Here is a 16,457-nt window from a genome sequence, read left to right as displayed (position 1 = left end):
CGATGCGTCGTACGGCCGGGCACAAGCTCCTCGGGGTCGTCTTCATCTGCCTCCTGCTGGCAGGTGTCTACTTCACCTACGCGATCTTCACCAAGAAGTTCGCGGACTACGAGGAGGTCACCCTCGAGACCTCGACGATCGGGCTGCAGCTGCCCATGCGCGCCGACGTGAAGATCCGCGGCGTCCTGGTGGGCGAGGTGCTCGGTTTCGAGCCGTCCGGCGACGGTGCTGAGGTGACGCTCGGCATCTTCCCGAGCGAGGTGGACACGATCCCGGCGGACGTGACCGGCGCGATCGTCCCGAAGACGCTCTTCGGTGAGAAGTACGTCGCGCTCCAGGTGCCCGACGACCCGTCGCCGGAGCCGATCGCGGCCGGCGACGTCATCGAGCGCACCGAGGTCTCGACCGAGGTCGAGCAGGTGCTGTCCGACCTCTACCCGTTGCTGCGCACCGTCCAGCCCGCCGACATCAACATGACGCTCAACGCGCTCGCGACAGCGCTGGAGGGCCGCGGCGACCAGATCGGCGAGAACTTCGAGACCGTCGACAGCTACCTCAAGCGACTGAACCCGCAGATCCCGCAGCTCGTCGAGGACCTGCGGCTGACCGCGAAGACGTCCGACACCTACGCCGCCGTGATGCCGCAGATCGCCGACATCCTCGATGACACGATCACCACCACCGGCACCCTCGAGGACCGCGAGGCCAAGCTCAACGCCCTGTTCGACGACGTCTCGAGCTTCTCCGACACCGCACGCGCGTTCCTGGAGGAGAACGGCGACAACCTGATCCAGCTCTCCGACGTGAGCCAGAAGCAGCTGGCGGTGTTCGCCCGTTACGCGCCGGAGTTCACGTGCCTCACCAAGGGCATCGTGACCGCCGGCTCCCGCCAGGCCGAGGCGTTCCGCGGGTTCGTGCTGCACATCCAGCTCGAGACGCTGCCGAACCAGCCGCGCGCCTACGGTCCGAACGACAAGCCGCACTTCGGGGAGGACCGCGAGCCGCACTGCGGGAGCCTGCCCAACCCGCCGTGGAGCCAGGACAACCCGTTCCGCAACCAGCCGAACTTCGACGACGGCGTGGACGAGCCCACCGGCAAGGGCACCACCCGGGTGGTGCCGAACCAGTACTTCCGCAGCACGGCCGGCTCCCCCGAGGAGACGCAGCTGCTGCGCGAGCTGCTCGGACCGGCGCTCGGCGTCAGCGCCGCGGAGGTGTCCGACCTCGGCCTGCTGCTGGTCGGGCCGATGGCGCGCGGGGCGGAGGTGTCGCTGCGATGAAGGTCCTCGACAAGCGCACCACCCTCGACCTGACCAAGCTGCTGATCTTCATCGTGGTCACCACGATGGCGACCGCCGTGCTGGTCATGACGATCGGCAACATCTCGTTCTCGCCGAAGAACTCCTACAAGGCCGAGTTCGTCGACGCGACCGGCGTGGTGAAGGGCGACGACGTCCGGATCGCCGGCGTGAAGGTCGGGTCGGTCACCGGCGTCGACATCGTCGACCGGACCCGCGCGCTCGTCACGTTCACGGTCGAGGAGGACGCCGCGCCCAGCGCCGCGACCCACGCGGCCATCCGCTACCGCAACCTCGTCGGACAGCGCTACATCGCGCTCACCGACGAGATCGGGGACACCGAGCCCTTGAAGGAGGGCGAGACCATCCCCGTCACCCGGACGTCGCCCGCGCTCGACCTGACGGTGCTGTTCAACGGGTTCAAGCCGCTGTTCCAGGCGCTGTCCCCGGCGGACATCAACCAGCTGTCGTACGAGATCGTCCAGGTTTTCCAGGGCGAGGGCGGCACGCTCGAGGGCCTGCTCGCGCACACGGCGTCGGTCACCTCGACCCTGGCCAGCCGAGACCAGGTCATCGGGGACCTGATCGACAACCTCAACGAGGTCCTCGACCACGTCGGCGACCGCGACGAGCAGCTGAGCCGGCTGATCACGACCTTCCGCACCTTCGTGGGCGGCCTCGCCGACGACCGGGAGGCGATCCTGGGCGCGCTGGACGACGTCTCCGAGCTGTCGGTCGAGACCGCCGACCTCGTCGACGGCATCCGCGAGCCGTTCGTCTCCGACATCCACCAGCTGCGCCGGCTGGCCGGGAACCTCGACGCCGGCCGCGCCGAGATCGACCGGTCCCTGCAGGTGCTGCCGATCAAGCTCAACAAGATCGGCCGCACGGCGACGTACGGATCCTGGTTCAACTTCTACCTCTGCAACTTCCAGGGCCGGGTGCGCCTGCCCGGAGGCCAGTCCGTCCCGGTCGACTACGCCACCGGCTCCGACAGGTGTGATCTCGGATGAGCGGCTCCTTCCGCGAGAAGAACCCCGTCGTGATCGGGGCGGTCAGCCTCGCCGTCATCGCCCTGCTCATCATGGCGGCGTTCCGCGCCCAGGACCTGCCGCTGATCGGGGGCGGCGACACCTACTACGCCGCGTTCAGCGAGTCCGGCGGGCTCAAGCCCAACGACGAGGTCCGCATCGCCGGCGTTCGCGTCGGCAAGGTCGAGACGGTCGAGCTCGACGGCGACCACGTCAAGGTGACGTTCCGCGTCGACACCGACTCCGCGTTCGGCGACGAGACGCACGCCGCGATCAAGGTGAAGACGCTGCTGGGCGCCATGTACCTCTCGCTCGAGCCGGCCGGCTCCGGCCAGCTGGACGAGGGTGCCGAGATCCCGGTCGAGCGGACCAGCTCGCCGTACGACGTCGTCGACGCGTTCTCGGGCCTCGCGGAGACCTCCGAGCGGATCGACACCGACCAGCTCGCCGAGTCGCTCACCACGCTCGCGGACCTGACCCGCAACACCCCGGAGGAGTTCCGGGCCGCGCTGGACGGGGTGTCGCGACTGTCGACGAACATCGCCGCGCGCGACGAGCAGATCAACACGCTGCTGAAGAATCTGAAGCGGGTCTCGAGCGTCCTCGCGGAGCGCGACCAGGACATCGTGGGGCTGATGCAGGACTCCGACGTCCTGTTCCGCGCGCTGGTCGCACGCCGCGCCGCAGTGCACGACCTGCTCACCTCGACCACGCGACTGTCGAACGAGCTGACCGCGCTCGTCGAGCAGAGCCGCGAGGACCTGAAGCCGGCGCTGCTCCACCTCGAACGGGTCGTGCAGGTGCTCAACAAGAACGAGGACAACCTCGACAACAGCCTGCGCCTGATGGCGCCGTTCTACCGGGTGTTCGCCAACACCCTCGGCGGCGGCCCGTGGTTCGACACCTACATCCAGAACATGCCCCCGGTCCCGCAGGTGGGTGGCTGACATGAAGAGCACCGGCATCCTGAAGCGGGCGGTCATCCCGGCCGTCATCGTCCTCGCGCTCGTGGCGGCGGCGTTCACGATGTTCACCGGCGACGACACCAAGACCGTGACCGCGCACTTCCCGCGCACGATCTCGATCTACGAGGGCAGCGACGTCCGCGTGCTCGGCGTGCCGGTCGGGACGGTCGACACCGTGACCCCGTCGGGCACGGACGTGGTGGTCACGATGACGTACGACGCGGACGTGAAGGTCCCGGCCGACGCGAAGGCCGCGATCATCGCGCCGTCGGTCGTGGGCGACCGGTTCGTGCAGCTCACCCCCGTCTACACCGGCGGCGACGTGCTGGCCGACGGCGAGGTCCTCGAGGAGGACCGCACCGCGGTGCCGCTCGAGCTCGACCAGATCTACACCAGCCTCGACGACCTCACCGTCGCGCTCGGCCCGACCGGCGCCAACCAGAACGGCGCGCTGTCGGACCTGCTGGAGACGACGGCGGAGAACTTCGGCGGTCAGGGCGCGAAGTTCCACCAGACCATCGAGGACTTCGGGAAGCTGAGCCAGACGCTCGACGACAACAAGGAGGAGCTCTTCGGCTCCGCCCGCGAGCTGCAGGGCTTCATCAGCACCCTGGCGGCGAACGACTCGACGGTACGGCGCTTCAACGAGTCCCTCTCCGACGTCTCGTCGATGCTGGCCGGCGAGCGCGACGAGCTCAGCGCGTCGCTGGAGAGCCTGGCCACCGCGCTCGGCCAGGTGAAGACGTTCGTCGCGGAGAACCGCGAGGTCCTCGGACGCAACATCTCGGGGCTGACCCGGGTCTCGAAGGTCCTGGTCAAGCAGCGCGACGCGCTGTCGGAGATCCTCGACTACGGCCCGCTGGCCCTGAACAACCTGGCGCTGACCTACAACCCCCAGGCCGGCACGCTCGACACCAACGCCAACATCGGCGAGCTGGTCCACCAGATCGAGTCCGACCCGGCGACGCTGCTCTGCGGCTTCCTGTCCCAGGCCGACCGCTCGGGCGCGCTGTGCGACCTGGTGCAGACCGCGTTGCCGCGCGCCGCGACGCTCGGCCAGGGCAAGGGCGCCCCCGCCTCGGGCGACCGCTTCGACCCGACGCTCGGCGGCTTCGTGGAGGTGGACCGATGAGGACCCCGAAGGTGCTGCGCGCCCTGGTCGCCGTCCTGGCCGGCACGATCCTGCTGACCGGCTGCGACTTCGACGTCTACCAGCTGCCGCTCCCCGGAGGCACCGACGTCGGCGACGACCCGATCACGGTGACGGCCGAGTTCCGAGACGTGCTCGACCTGGTCCCGCAGTCGACGGTGAAGGTCAACGACGTCAGCGTCGGCCAGGTGACCGACGTGGAGCTGAAGGGTCAGCACGCCGAGGTCACGCTGGAGCTGCGCAACGACGTCGAGCTCCCCGACAACACCATCGCCGAGATCCGCCAGACCAGCCTGCTCGGCGAGAAGTTCGTGTCGCTGAGCCCGCCCGAGGGCATCGAGCCGACGGGCGAGCTGGAGACCGGCGAGGTGATCCCGCTCGACCGCACCGGGCGCAACCCGGAGGTCGAGGAGGTGCTCGGCGCGCTGAGCCTCCTGCTCAACGGCGGCGGTGTCGCCCAGCTGAAGACCATCGCGACCGAGCTGAACAACGCGCTGGAGGGTCGCGAGGAGGACGTCAGCTCGGTGCTGGAGCAGGTGCGCCTGTTCATGAGCCAGCTCGACGAGAACAAGGACGACATCGTCACCGCGATCGACTCCCTCAACAACCTCGCGGTGTCGGTCAACGACCAGATGGACTCGATCGACGCCGCCCTCGACGAGCTGCCGAGCGCCCTGGAGTCCCTGGACCAGCAGCGTGCCGACCTCGTGAAGATGCTGAAGGCGCTCGACCGCCTCGGCGGTGTGGGTGTCCGGGTCATCAAGGCGTCGAAGGACGCGACCATCGAGTCGCTGCGCCAGCTCAACCCGGTGCTGACCGAGCTGGCCGACTCCGGGGACGCGCTGGTGAAGTCCTTCAACGTCTTCCTGACGTACCCGTTCGTCGACGAGGTCGTCGGCCGCGACCCGCAGGTCGCGCGCAACCTGCACATGGGCGACTACACCAACCTGTCGGTCGAGCTCGACATCGACATCTCCGGCGGTGTCACCGGCCTGCCGACCGGGATCCCGACCGAGCTGCCGACCGTGCTGCCGACCGACCTCGACCCGACGGTGATCCTCGGCCGCGTCGCGCGGTGCATCGCCAGCGGCGACGTCACCAGCAAGCCGTGCCGCAAGCTGCTCTCGACGGTCCAGGGCTTGGCGAACCTCAAGGACGCCTGCCTGAAGAAGAAGAACGAGAAGACCGTGGTCTGCCGCATCATCAACCAGATCCCCGGCCTGCCGCACCTGCCCGGCGGTGAGCTGCCGAGCGGCCTCCCGACCGAGCTCCCGTCGCTGCCCGGCCTCGACCTCGGCGGCATCCTCGGTCTCGGCCGCACCGGCGTCGGGCCGACGCAGGCCGCGCAAGGCCCCACCCTCGGCCAGCTCAGCCGGGTGTTCGACCCCGCCCTCGTCCGCCTGCTCGTCCCCGGGATGGTGACCAGGTGATCACCCGCCGCACCCGCATCCAGCTGGTCATCTTCGTGCTCATCACGCTGTTCGGCGTCAGCTTCGTCGGCGCGCGCTACGCCCAGCTCGACCGGATGATCATCGACGACAGCTACACCGTCGTCGCGCACTTCCCCGACTCCGGCGGCATCTTCGCCGGCGGCGAGGTGACCTACCGCGGCGTCAAGGTCGGCCGGGTCAGCGAGCTCGAGCTCACCGACGCCGGCGTCGACGTACACCTCGAGGTCGACAACGGCTACGACGACATCCCGGCCGACTCGCTCGCCGTGGTCGGCAACCGGTCGGCGGTGGGGGAGCAGTACGTCGAGCTGCAGCCGCAGGTGGACACCGGGCCGTACCTGCGCGACGACTCCGAGATCGACACCGAGGACACCCGCACGCCGATCCCGACGCAGAAGCTGCTCGCCGACATCTCCAACACGGTGTCCTCGGTCGACCAGGAGGCGCTCGCCACGACGGTCCGCGAGATGGGGGACGCGTTCGCCGGCACGGGCGAGGACCTCCAGCGGATCATCGACACCGGTGACTCCTTCATCAACGAGGCGAACGCCAACTTCGACGTGACCACCGCGCTGATCCGCGACAGCAACACCGTGCTGCGCACCCAGGTGAGATCGGCGAGCGCGATCCGCAACTTCGCCAGCCAGATGAGCCTGTTCAGCGACACGCTGGCCGGCTCGGACGCGGACCTGCGCCAGGTGATCGACGACGGCTCCGCTGCCGCCACCGAGCTGCGCACGTTCCTCGAGGACAACGAGGTCGAGCTCGGCGAGCTGATCAACAACCTGCTCACCACCGGCCAGGTGATCGTCGAGCACCTGCCGGGCGTGCGGCAGATCCTGGTGATCTACCCGTACGTCGTCGAGGGCGGGTTCACCGTCGTGTCCAAGTCCCCCGACACCGGGCTGTACGACGCCCACTTCGGGCTGATCCTCACCACGAACCCGGTGTGCCACCGGGGCTACGAGGGCACCGACACCCGCCCGCCGCAGGACGGTTCGAACCGGCCGATGAACGAGAACGCCCGGTGCACCGAGCCCGCCGCGATGAGCAACGCCCGCGGCTCGCAGAACCTCAACCGCGCGGGGGCGGCGTACCGCGCCCCGATCGCGTCGTACGACCCCGACACCGGTCGGCTGCGGTGGGGCAGCAAGGCCCACCAGGACGACTCGCAGGCGGCGGCCCCCGCGCCGCCGAGCTTCGGAGAGGACTCGTGGAAGTGGCTATTTCTCCAGCCGTTGACCAGTATCCAGAGGTGACCACGGTCGATCCCGCCCCGGGCAACCAGCCGAACCAGCGGTTCCGGCTGGTCCTGCTGGTCGTGCTCCTCGTCGCGCTGGTCGCCTCCGCCGCCACCCTCGGCTGGCTCCTCGTCGACCGCGAGGGGGGTGGCAGTGACAACCAGGCCGATCGCGAGGCCGTGATGTCGCAGACGGAGCAGTTCGTGCTGCGGCTGAACACCTACGGCCCCGACCAGCTCGACGGCCAGGGTCACCTCACCGAGTACCGCGACCAGGTCAAGGAGGTCATCACCGCGAAGTTCGCCAGCGACTTCGAGACCTCCGGCCTCCCGATCGCCGAGGAGACCGTGAAGACCGCCGGCTACGGCCGCACGGCCGAGGTGTACGGCGTCGGTGTCGAGTCGATCGACGCCGACTCCGCCACCGTGCTGGTCGCCGCGGGCCTGACCGGCAGCTACCCCGACCCGAAGCAGCCCGACGACCCGTCGAAGCGCGTCGACGCCGACGAGGACGTGCTGCGCTGGGCGGTCGACCTGGTCAAGACCGACGGGGAGTGGCTGGTCGACGACTACACCCCGGTGAACCAGGAGGAGGAGCAGTGACCGGCAGCGGGAACCCCACCTGGTACGACATCCTCGGCGTCGGCCCGGACGCCCCGGCCGACGAGATCCGCGCCGCCTGGCGAGCCCAGATCGCCGACCTCGACCCGACCGACCGGCGCTTCTCCGTCCTCAACCAGGCCGCCGAGGTCCTCCTCGACCCCGAGCGCCGGGCCGTCTACGACGCCGAGCTCGCCGCGGCCGCCGCCGAGCCCGAGCCGGAGCAGGAGCCGGTCGCCGAGGTGGACACGGCGCCGGCCGCGGACCCCGCGCCCGCTCCCGCCGGCGGGCGGACCATCCCCGGCTGGCTGCTGGCCGGTCTCGCCGCGGTCACGCTCGCCCTGGTCGCGGTGACCGCCGTCGTCTGGAGCCAGGAACCCTCCTCGGCGTCGGTCGAGAGCGACACCCGCGCCGCCCAGGCCGCCGCCGAGCGCGCCGTCGTCCCGATCCTGTCGTACGACGCCCGCAACCTCGACACCTCCAAGGCCGCCGCCCACCCCTACCTCACCAGCGACTTCCGCGAGGAGTACGACAAGCTCTTCGACGGGATCATCGCCGAGAACGCCCCCTCGACCGGGACCGTCCTCGACGCCACCCTGGTCAGCTCCGGCGTCGTCCGCGCCGGCGAGGACCGCGTCCAGGTCTTCGCCCTCGTCGACCAGACCCGCACGAACAAGAAGTACACCGAGCCGCAGGTCTACAAGAACTGGGTCACGATCACCATGGAGAAGGTCGACGGCGACTGGCTGGTCGCCTCCCTCGACACCTGACCTTCCCCCCATAGGAGGCACGACCGAGGAGCGAGCGGGCAAGCCGGACGCCGAAGGCGACCGGCGTCGCCGATGGAGCGTCAAACCGAGGCGTGGCGAGCGAAGCGAAGACACGGCGAGGTAGCGACGAGGCGACGGCGTGTGCGCCTGAGGCGGCCGGAACAGCACGCTGCAAGACGACGAGGGAGACAACGATCCCGCCGCCACCGCGGCGCCGTCGCTTGACCCAGCCCGATTCCCCGTTCATGATCGTCGCCAACGCGACCCCCGAGGCGAGATCCGGGGTTTGTGAGGTGTCCGCGCGTGCGGTAGGCTGCTTCTTTGCGTCTGCCCTCAAATGCTCTTCGGCCTGCCCGGTGGCTGATTTTGTGGTGGGCTGACGCAGATCGAAGAGCGAATCGTCGAAGGACACCTCTTGGCCGCGCGCACCACCTCTGGTAACTCCCGCCGCATCTCTTTCGCAAAGATCACCGAACCTCTCGAAGTTCCTCAGCTCCTCTCGCTCCAGACCGACAGCTTTGACTGGCTGGTCGGGAACGAGAAGTGGCAGGCCGCCGTCGAGCGCCGCCGTGCTGAGGGTGAGGACGTCTCCAGCAAGTCCGGTCTCCAGGAGATCTTCGAGGAGATCTCCCCGATCGAGGACTTCTCCGAGACGATGTCCCTCTCGTTCGAGAACCCGGTGTTCTACGACCCCAAGTACACCGTGGACGAGTGCAAGGAGAAGGACTTCACCTACTCCGCTCCGCTGTACGTCTCCGCGGAGTTCACCAACAACGACACCGGTGAGATCAAGGGCCAGACGGTCTTCATGGGCGACTTCCCGCTCATGACCGACAAGGGCACCTTCATCATCAACGGCACCGAGCGCGTCGTCGTGTCGCAGCTCGTCCGTTCGCCCGGTGTGTACTTCGAGCGCACCGCCGACAAGACGTCCGACAAGGACATCTACACCGCGAAGCTCATCCCCTCGCGCGGCGCCTGGCTCGAGTTCGAGATCGACAAGCGCGACCTGGTCGGCGTCCGCCTCGACCGCAAGCGCAAGCAGAACGTCACGGTGCTGCTCAAGGCCCTCGGCTGGACCAACGAGCAGATCCGCGAGGAGTTCGGCCAGTACGAGTCGATGATGCTGACCCTCGAGAAGGATCACACCGAGACGCAGAAGGACGCGCTGCTCGACATCTACCGCAAGCTCCGTCCGGGCGAGCCCCCGACGGAGGAGGCCGCGCAGACGCTGCTGAACAACTACTACTTCAACCCGAAGCGCTACGACCTCGCGAAGGTCGGTCGCTACAAGATCAACAAGAAGCTCGGCCTGGTCGAGGCCTTCGACCAGCAGACGCTGACCATCGACGACGTCGTCGCCGCGATCAAGTACATCGTCGCGCTGCACGACGGCCGCGAGCAGATCGAGTCGCCCCAGGGCACGCTCGACATCTCGTCGGACGACATCGACCACTTCGGCAACCGCCGGATGCGCACCGTGGGCGAGCTGATCCAGAACCAGCTCCGCACGGGTCTGGCCCGCATGGAGCGCGTGGTCCGCGAGCGGATGACGACCCAGGACGTCGAGGCGATCACGCCGCAGTCCCTGATCAACATCCGTCCCGTCGTGGCGGCGCTGAAGGAGTTCTTCGGCACCTCGCAGCTGTCGCAGTTCATGGACCAGACCAACCCGATCGCCGGCCTGACGCACAAGCGTCGCCTCTCGGCGCTCGGCCCGGGCGGTCTGTCCCGTGACCGCGCCGGCATGGAGGTCCGTGACGTCCACCCGTCGCACTACGGCCGCATGTGCCCGATCGAGACGCCGGAAGGCCCGAACATCGGTCTGATCGGCTCGCTGGCCTCCTACGGCCGGATCAACCCGTTCGGCTTCGTCGAGACGCCGTACCGCCGGGTCGAGAAGGGCAAGGTCACCGACCAGGTCGACTACCTCACCGCCGACGACGAGGACCGCTACGTCATCGCGCAGGCGAACGCCGCGCTCGACGACAAGGGCCGCTTCGCCGAGGAGCGCGTGCTGGTCCGCCAGCGCAACGGTGAGGTCTCCGAGGTCCTGGCCGACGAGGTCGACTACATGGACGTCTCGCCGCGCCAGATGGTGTCGGTCGCGACCGCGCTGATCCCGTTCCTCGAGCACGACGACGCCAACCGCGCGCTCATGGGCGCGAACATGCAGCGCCAGGCCGTGCCGCTGATCCGCAGCGACGCGCCGCTGGTCGGCACCGGCATCGAGTACCGCGCCGCGGTCGACGCCGGCGACGTGGTCACCGCGACCGCCGCCGGTGTGGTCAAGGAGGTGTCGGCCGACATCATCGAGACGATGAACGACGACGGCACGTACTCGACGTACAAGCTCGCGAAGTTCAAGCGCTCGAACCAGGGCACCTGCATCAACCAGCGCCCGCTGGTCGCCGAGGGTGACCGGGTCGAGGTCGGCTCGCCGATCGCCGACGGTCCGTGCACCGACGACGCCGAGATGGCGCTCGGCACGAACCTCCTCGTGGCGTTCATGCCGTGGCAGGGCCACAACTACGAGGACGCCATCATCCTGAGCCAGCGCCTGGTCCAGGAGGACATCCTCACCTCGATCCACATCGAGGAGCACGAGGTCGACGCCCGCGACACCAAGCTCGGCCCCGAGGAGATCACCCGGGACATCCCGAACGTCTCCGAGGAGATGCTGGCCGACCTCGACGAGCGCGGCATCATCCGCATCGGCGCCGAGGTCACCACCGGTGACGTCCTGGTCGGCAAGGTCACGCCCAAGGGCGAGACCGAGCTGACCCCGGAGGAGCGCCTGCTCCGCGCGATCTTCGGTGAGAAGGCGCGCGAGGTCCGCGACACCTCGATGAAGGTGCCGCACGGTGAGTCCGGCACGGTCATCGGCGTCCGCGTGTTCGATCGCGAGGACGGCGACGAGCTGCCCCCGGGCGTCAACCAGCTGGTGCGCGTGTACGTCGCCCAGAAGCGCAAGATCTCTGTCGGCGACAAGCTCGCCGGTCGCCACGGCAACAAGGGCGTCATCGCGAAGATCCTGCCGATCGAGGACATGCCGTTCATGGAGGACGGCACCCCGGTCGACGTCGTGCTCAACCCGCTCGGCGTGCCGCGACGGATGAACATCGGTCAGATCCTCGAGCTGCACCTGGGCTGGCTGGCCAAGCAGGGCTGGGACCTCAACCTCCACGAGGACGACAAGAAGTCCGACTGGAAGCAGCGCCTGATCAAGATCCACGCGGACAAGGCCGACCCGAACACCCGGGTCGCGACCCCGGTCTTCGACGGCGCCCGCGAGGACGAGATCACCGGCCTGCTCGGCTCGACGATCCCCAACCGCGACGGCGTGCGGATGATCGACGACACCGGCAAGGCGTCGCTGTTCGACGGCCGCTCGGGTGAGCCGTTCCCGGACCCGGTCTCGGTCGGCTACATGTACATCTTGAAGCTGCACCACCTCGTCGACGACAAGATCCACGCGCGCAGCACCGGCCCCTACTCGATGATCACGCAGCAGCCGCTGGGCGGTAAGGCCCAGTTCGGTGGCCAGCGGTTCGGTGAGATGGAGGTCTGGGCGATGGAGGCGTACGGCGCCGCCTACGCCCTGCAGGAGCTGCTCACGATCAAGTCCGACGACGTGCCTGGTCGCGTCAAGGTCTACGAGGCGATCGTGAAGGGCGAGAACATCCCCGACTCCGGCATCCCCGAGTCGTTCAAGGTTCTCGTCAAGGAGATGCAGTCGCTCTGCCTGAACGTCGAGGTCCTCAACCAGGACGGCGCGCAGATCGAGCTCCGCGACGCGGAGGAGGACGTCTTCCGCGCCGCCGAGGAGCTCGGGATCGACCTGTCCCGTCGCGAGCCCAGCTCGGTCGAAGAGGTGTGAGTCGCGGGGCCGGCTCCGGCCGGCCCCGCCTCCGCCCCCTACTTCACTTTTCTAGAACTACCGAAGGGTTGCAGCCACCGTGCTCGACGTGAACTTCTTCGACCAGCTTCAGATCGGCCTGGCCACCGCGGACGACATCCGCACGTGGAGCCACGGCGAGGTCAAGAAGCCGGAGACCATCAACTACCGCACGCTCAAGCCGGAGCGTGACGGCCTCTTCTGCGAGAAGATCTTCGGTCCCACCCGGGACTGGGAGTGCTACTGCGGCAAGTACAAGCGCGTGCGCTTCAAGGGCATCATCTGCGAGCGCTGCGGCGTCGAGGTGACCCGTTCCAAGGTGCGCCGTGAGCGCATGGGCCACATCGAGCTGGCCGCCCCGGTCACCCACATCTGGTACTTCAAGGGTGTCCCGAGCCGCCTCGGCTACCTGCTCGACCTGGCCCCGAAGGACCTCGAGAAGGTCATCTACTTCGCGGCGTACATGATCACCTCCGTCGACGAGGACGCCCGCCACCGCGACCTGTCCTCGCTCGAGGGCAAGGTGCAGCTGGAGCGCGAGCGCCTCGAGAAGCGCCGCGACGGCTCGCTCGAGGACCGCACCAAGAAGCTCGAGGAGGACCTCGCGACCCTCGAGGCCGAGGGCGCCAAGGCCGACGCGCGCCGCAAGGTCCGCGACGGCGCCGAGCGGGAGATGAAGCAGCTGCGCGACCGCGCGCAGCGCGAGATCGACCGCCTCGACGAGGTGTGGAACACCTTCAAGTCCCTCAAGGTCCAAGACCTCATGGGCGACGAGATGCTCTACCGCGAGATGAAGAACTGGTTCGGCAAGTACTTCGAGGGCCACATGGGCGCCACGGCGATCCAGAAGCGCCTCGAGAGCTTCGACATCGCGGCCGAGGTCGAGAGCCTGCGCGACACCATCGCCAACGGCAAGGGCCAGCGCAAGGTCCGCGCCCTCAAGCGCCTCAAGGTCGTCGACGCGTTCCGCAAGACCGGCAACAAGCCGCAGGGCATGGTCCTCGACGCCGTCCCGGTCATCCCGCCGGACCTGCGCCCGATGGTGCAGCTCGACGGTGGCCGCTTCGCGACCTCCGACCTGAACGACCTGTACCGCCGCGTCATCAACCGGAACAACCGCCTCAAGCGGCTGCTCGACCTCGGCGCGCCCGAGATCATCGTCAACAACGAGAAGCGGATGCTCCAGGAGGCCGTCGACTCGCTGTTCGACAACGGCCGCCGCGGTCGTCCGGTCACCGGCCCGGGCAACCGGCCGCTGAAGTCGCTGTCCGACATGCTCAAGGGCAAGCAGGGTCGTTTCCGTCAGAACCTGCTCGGCAAGCGCGTGGACTACTCGGGCCGTTCGGTCATCGTGTCGGGTCCGCAGCTGAAGCTGCACCAGTGCGGTCTGCCCAAGCAGATGGCGCTCGAGCTCTTCAAGCCGTTCGTGATGAAGCGCCTCGTCGACCTGTCGCACGCGCAGAACATCAAGTCCGCCAAGCGGATGGTCGAGCGCGCCCGCCCGGTCGTGTGGGACGTCCTCGAAGAGGTCATCACCGAGCACCCGGTGCTGCTCAACCGGGCGCCCACGCTGCACCGCCTCGGCATCCAGGCCTTCGAGCCCCAGCTGATCGAGGGCAAGGCCATCCAGATCCACCCGCTCGTCTGCTCGGCGTTCAACGCCGACTTCGACGGTGACCAGATGGCGGTGCACCTGCCGCTGTCGGCCGAGGCGCAGGCCGAGGCCCGGATCCTGATGCTGTCGACGAACAACATCCTGAAGCCGTCGGACGGTCGCCCCGTGACCATGCCGACGCAGGACATGATCATCGGCCTGTTCTTCCTCACCACGGACCGCGAGGGCGTTCCGGGTGCCGGTCGGGAGTTCTCGTCCGTGGCCGAGGCGATCATGGCGTTCGACCGCAACGAGATCGCGCTGCAGAGCCCGGTCAAGATCCGGTTCAACGACATCGTCCCGCCGCTCGAGCTCGGCGCCGACTGGGAGGCCGGCCAGGCGATCACCCTGGAGACCACCCTGGGTCGCGCGCTGTTCAACGAGACCCTGCCCGCCGACTACCCGTTCGTGAACTACGAGGTCGGCAAGAAGGCCCTCGGCGCGATCGTCAACGACCTGGCCGAGCGCTACACCAAGGTCGAGGTCGCCGCGTCGCTGGACGCCCTGAAGGACACCGGCTTCCGCTGGGCCACCTTCTCCGGCGTCACCGTCTCGATCGACGACGTGACCACGCCGCCGGAGAAGGTGCAGATCCTCTCGGGCTACGAGGACCAGGCAGCCAAGGTCCAGAAGCAGTTCGAGCGTGGTCTGGTCACCGACGAGGAGCGCCGCCAGGAGCTCATCGAGATCTGGACCCAGGCGGCCAACGAGGTCGGCAAGGCGATGGAGTCGACGTTCGACCGCGCCAACCCGATCTACATGATGGTCGAGTCGGGCGCCTCCGGAAACATGAACCAGATCCGGCAGGTCGCGGCCATGCGTGGTCTGGTGGCCAACCCGAAGGGCGAGATCATCCCGCGCCCGATCAAGTCCAACTTCCGCGAGGGCCTGACCGTTCTCGAGTACTTCATCGCGACGCACGGTGCCCGCAAGGGTCTGGCGGACACCGCGCTGCGGACCGCCGACTCGGGCTACCTGACCCGTCGTCTGGTGGACGTCTCGCAGGACGTCATCATCCGCGAGGACGACTGCGGCACCGAGCGCGGTCTGCCCAAGCGGATCGGTGAGCGCCGTGAGGACGGCACCGTGGTCAAGGCGGAGAACGCCGAGACCGCGGCGTACGCCCGCTCGGCCGCCGTCGAGGTCACCCACCCGGAGACCGGGGAGGTGCTCGCCGCTGCTGGTGAGGACCTCGGTGACGTCAAGATCGGTGAGCTCGTCGCCGCCGGCATCGAGGAGGTCAAGGTCCGCTCCGTGCTGACCTGTGACGCCCGCACCGGCACCTGCGCGAAGTGCTACGGCCGCTCGCTGGCCACCGGCAAGCTCGTCGACATCGGCGAGGCCGTCGGCATCATCGCGGCCCAGTCGATCGGTGAGCCCGGCACGCAGCTGACCATGCGTACCTTCCACACCGGTGGCGTGGCCTCCGCGGACGACATCACGCAGGGTCTGCCCCGCGTGGTCGAGCTCTTCGAGGCCCGCTCGCCCAAGGGTCGCACCCCGATCTCCGAGGCCGCCGGTCGCGTGGAGATCGAGGACACCGACAAGTCCCGCAAGGTGCTCATCACGCCGGACGACGGCTCCGAGGTCCAGGAGTACCCGGTCTCGAAGCGCTCGCGCCTGAACGTCACCGACGGTCAGCACATCGAGGTCGGCCACCACCTCACGTCCGGTACGCCGGACCCGCAGGACGTGCTCCGCATCCTCGGTGTCCGCCGGGCGCAGGAGCACCTGGTGGACGAGGTCCAGGCCGTGTACCGGTCGCAGGGTGTGTCGATCCACGACAAGCACATCGAGATCATCGTGCGGCAGATGCTGCGCCGGGTCACGGTGATCGAGTCCGGTGACACCAACCTGCTCCCGTCCGACCTGGTCGACCGGGTCCGGTTCGAGGAGGAGAACCGTCGCGTGGTCTCCGAGGGCGGCAAGCCGGCCTCGGGTCGCCCGGTCCTCATGGGCATCACCAAGGCCTCGCTGGCGACCGAGTCGTGGCTCTCGGCGGCCTCCTTCCAGGAGACCACCCGCGTCCTCACCGACGCGGCGATCCACGGCCGCTCGGACTCGCTGCGCGGTCTGAAGGAGAACGTGATCATCGGCAAGCTGATCCCGGCTGGTACCGGCCTCGAGCGGTACCGCAACATCCGGGTGGAGCCCACCGAGGAGGCCCGCGCCGCGGCGTACTCCGTCACCGGTTACGACTCCTACGACTACGAGTTCGGCAACGGCACCGGTCAGGCCGTCGCCCTGGACGACTTCGACTTCGGGTCGTACCAGAACTGACGTAGCAGACAGAACGCCCCGCCACGCATCGCGTGGCGGGGCGTTCTGCGTCCCTCAGGCGGCGGCCGGATCGGGCCAGGGCGGTCGACGTGTTCTCCTCAGGACCGGGTCCCGGGGTGC

The 16,457-nt window shown here is 68.5% G+C and carries 10 protein-coding genes; all 10 read left to right on the top strand.

Features of this window, described 5'->3' with window-relative positions:
* The first annotated feature begins 2 nt into the window (after nucleotides 1–2).
* Nucleotides 3–1,280, top strand: coding sequence for an MCE family protein (locus tag ABD875_RS17075; protein WP_345180360.1), 1,278 nt, complete (start codon nucleotides 3–5; stop codon nucleotides 1,278–1,280).
* The gene (locus ABD875_RS17070) at nucleotides 1,277–2,311 is read left to right on the top strand and encodes an MCE family protein (protein ID WP_345180358.1); all 1,035 of its coding nucleotides are present in this window, start codon (nucleotides 1,277–1,279) and stop codon (nucleotides 2,309–2,311) included. Before ABD875_RS17075 ends, ABD875_RS17070 begins: the two co-directional genes overlap by 4 nt.
* Nucleotides 2,308–3,276 (top strand): MCE family protein, encoded by a 969-nt coding sequence (locus ABD875_RS17065; RefSeq protein ID WP_345180355.1) that lies wholly within the window; start codon nucleotides 2,308–2,310, stop codon nucleotides 3,274–3,276. The genes ABD875_RS17070 and ABD875_RS17065 overlap by 4 nt, the downstream gene beginning before the upstream one ends.
* 1 nt (nucleotide 3,277) lies before the next feature.
* A complete protein-coding gene (locus ABD875_RS17060; protein WP_345180353.1) occupies nucleotides 3,278–4,426 on the top strand; it encodes an MCE family protein in 1,149 nt (382 codons plus the stop codon).
* Nucleotides 4,423–5,874 (top strand): MCE family protein, encoded by a 1,452-nt coding sequence (locus ABD875_RS17055; protein WP_345180351.1) that lies wholly within the window; start codon nucleotides 4,423–4,425, stop codon nucleotides 5,872–5,874. The genes ABD875_RS17060 and ABD875_RS17055 overlap by 4 nt, the downstream gene beginning before the upstream one ends.
* On the top strand, nucleotides 5,871–7,154 hold the full coding sequence (locus tag ABD875_RS17050) for an MCE family protein (protein WP_345180348.1): 1,284 nt from the start codon (nucleotides 5,871–5,873) through the stop codon (nucleotides 7,152–7,154). Before ABD875_RS17055 ends, ABD875_RS17050 begins: the two co-directional genes overlap by 4 nt.
* The gene (locus ABD875_RS17045; RefSeq protein WP_345180347.1) at nucleotides 7,151–7,738 is read left to right on the top strand and encodes a hypothetical protein; all 588 of its coding nucleotides are present in this window, start codon (nucleotides 7,151–7,153) and stop codon (nucleotides 7,736–7,738) included. The genes ABD875_RS17050 and ABD875_RS17045 overlap by 4 nt, the downstream gene beginning before the upstream one ends.
* Nucleotides 7,735–8,505, top strand: coding sequence for a J domain-containing protein (locus ABD875_RS17040; RefSeq protein WP_345180344.1), 771 nt, complete (start codon nucleotides 7,735–7,737; stop codon nucleotides 8,503–8,505). The genes ABD875_RS17045 and ABD875_RS17040 overlap by 4 nt, the downstream gene beginning before the upstream one ends.
* A 415-nt stretch (nucleotides 8,506–8,920) precedes the next feature.
* A complete protein-coding gene (gene rpoB / locus ABD875_RS17035; protein WP_345180343.1) occupies nucleotides 8,921–12,385 on the top strand; it encodes a DNA-directed RNA polymerase subunit beta in 3,465 nt (1,154 codons plus the stop codon).
* A 79-nt stretch (nucleotides 12,386–12,464) separates the two neighbouring features.
* Nucleotides 12,465–16,337, top strand: a complete 3,873-nt coding sequence (locus ABD875_RS17030; RefSeq protein ID WP_345180340.1) for a DNA-directed RNA polymerase subunit beta' — start codon at nucleotides 12,465–12,467, stop codon at nucleotides 16,335–16,337.
* The last annotated feature ends 120 nt before the right edge of the window (nucleotides 16,338–16,457 follow it).

The sequence above is a fragment of the Nocardioides caricicola genome, from assembly GCF_039541135.1.
In the GTDB taxonomy this organism is placed as follows: Bacteria; Actinomycetota; Actinomycetes; order Propionibacteriales; family Nocardioidaceae; genus Nocardioides; species Nocardioides caricicola.
Note: the sequence above shows the minus strand (reverse complement) of the source record. Positions and strands in the feature narration are given on the sequence as shown.

Bases quoted from the DNA above. Each gene is read 5' to 3' on its own strand.
- ABD875_RS17075 (WP_345180360.1), top strand. From the start codon at position 3: ATGCGTCGTACGGCCGGGCACAAGCTCCTCGGGGTCGTCTTCATCTGC.
- ABD875_RS17070 (WP_345180358.1), top strand. From the start codon at position 1,277: ATGAAGGTCCTCGACAAGCGCACCACCCTCGACCTGACCAAGCTGCTG.
- ABD875_RS17065 (WP_345180355.1), top strand. From the start codon at position 2,308: ATGAGCGGCTCCTTCCGCGAGAAGAACCCCGTCGTGATCGGGGCGGTC.
- ABD875_RS17060 (WP_345180353.1), top strand. From the start codon at position 3,278: ATGAAGAGCACCGGCATCCTGAAGCGGGCGGTCATCCCGGCCGTCATC.
- ABD875_RS17055 (WP_345180351.1), top strand. From the start codon at position 4,423: ATGAGGACCCCGAAGGTGCTGCGCGCCCTGGTCGCCGTCCTGGCCGGC.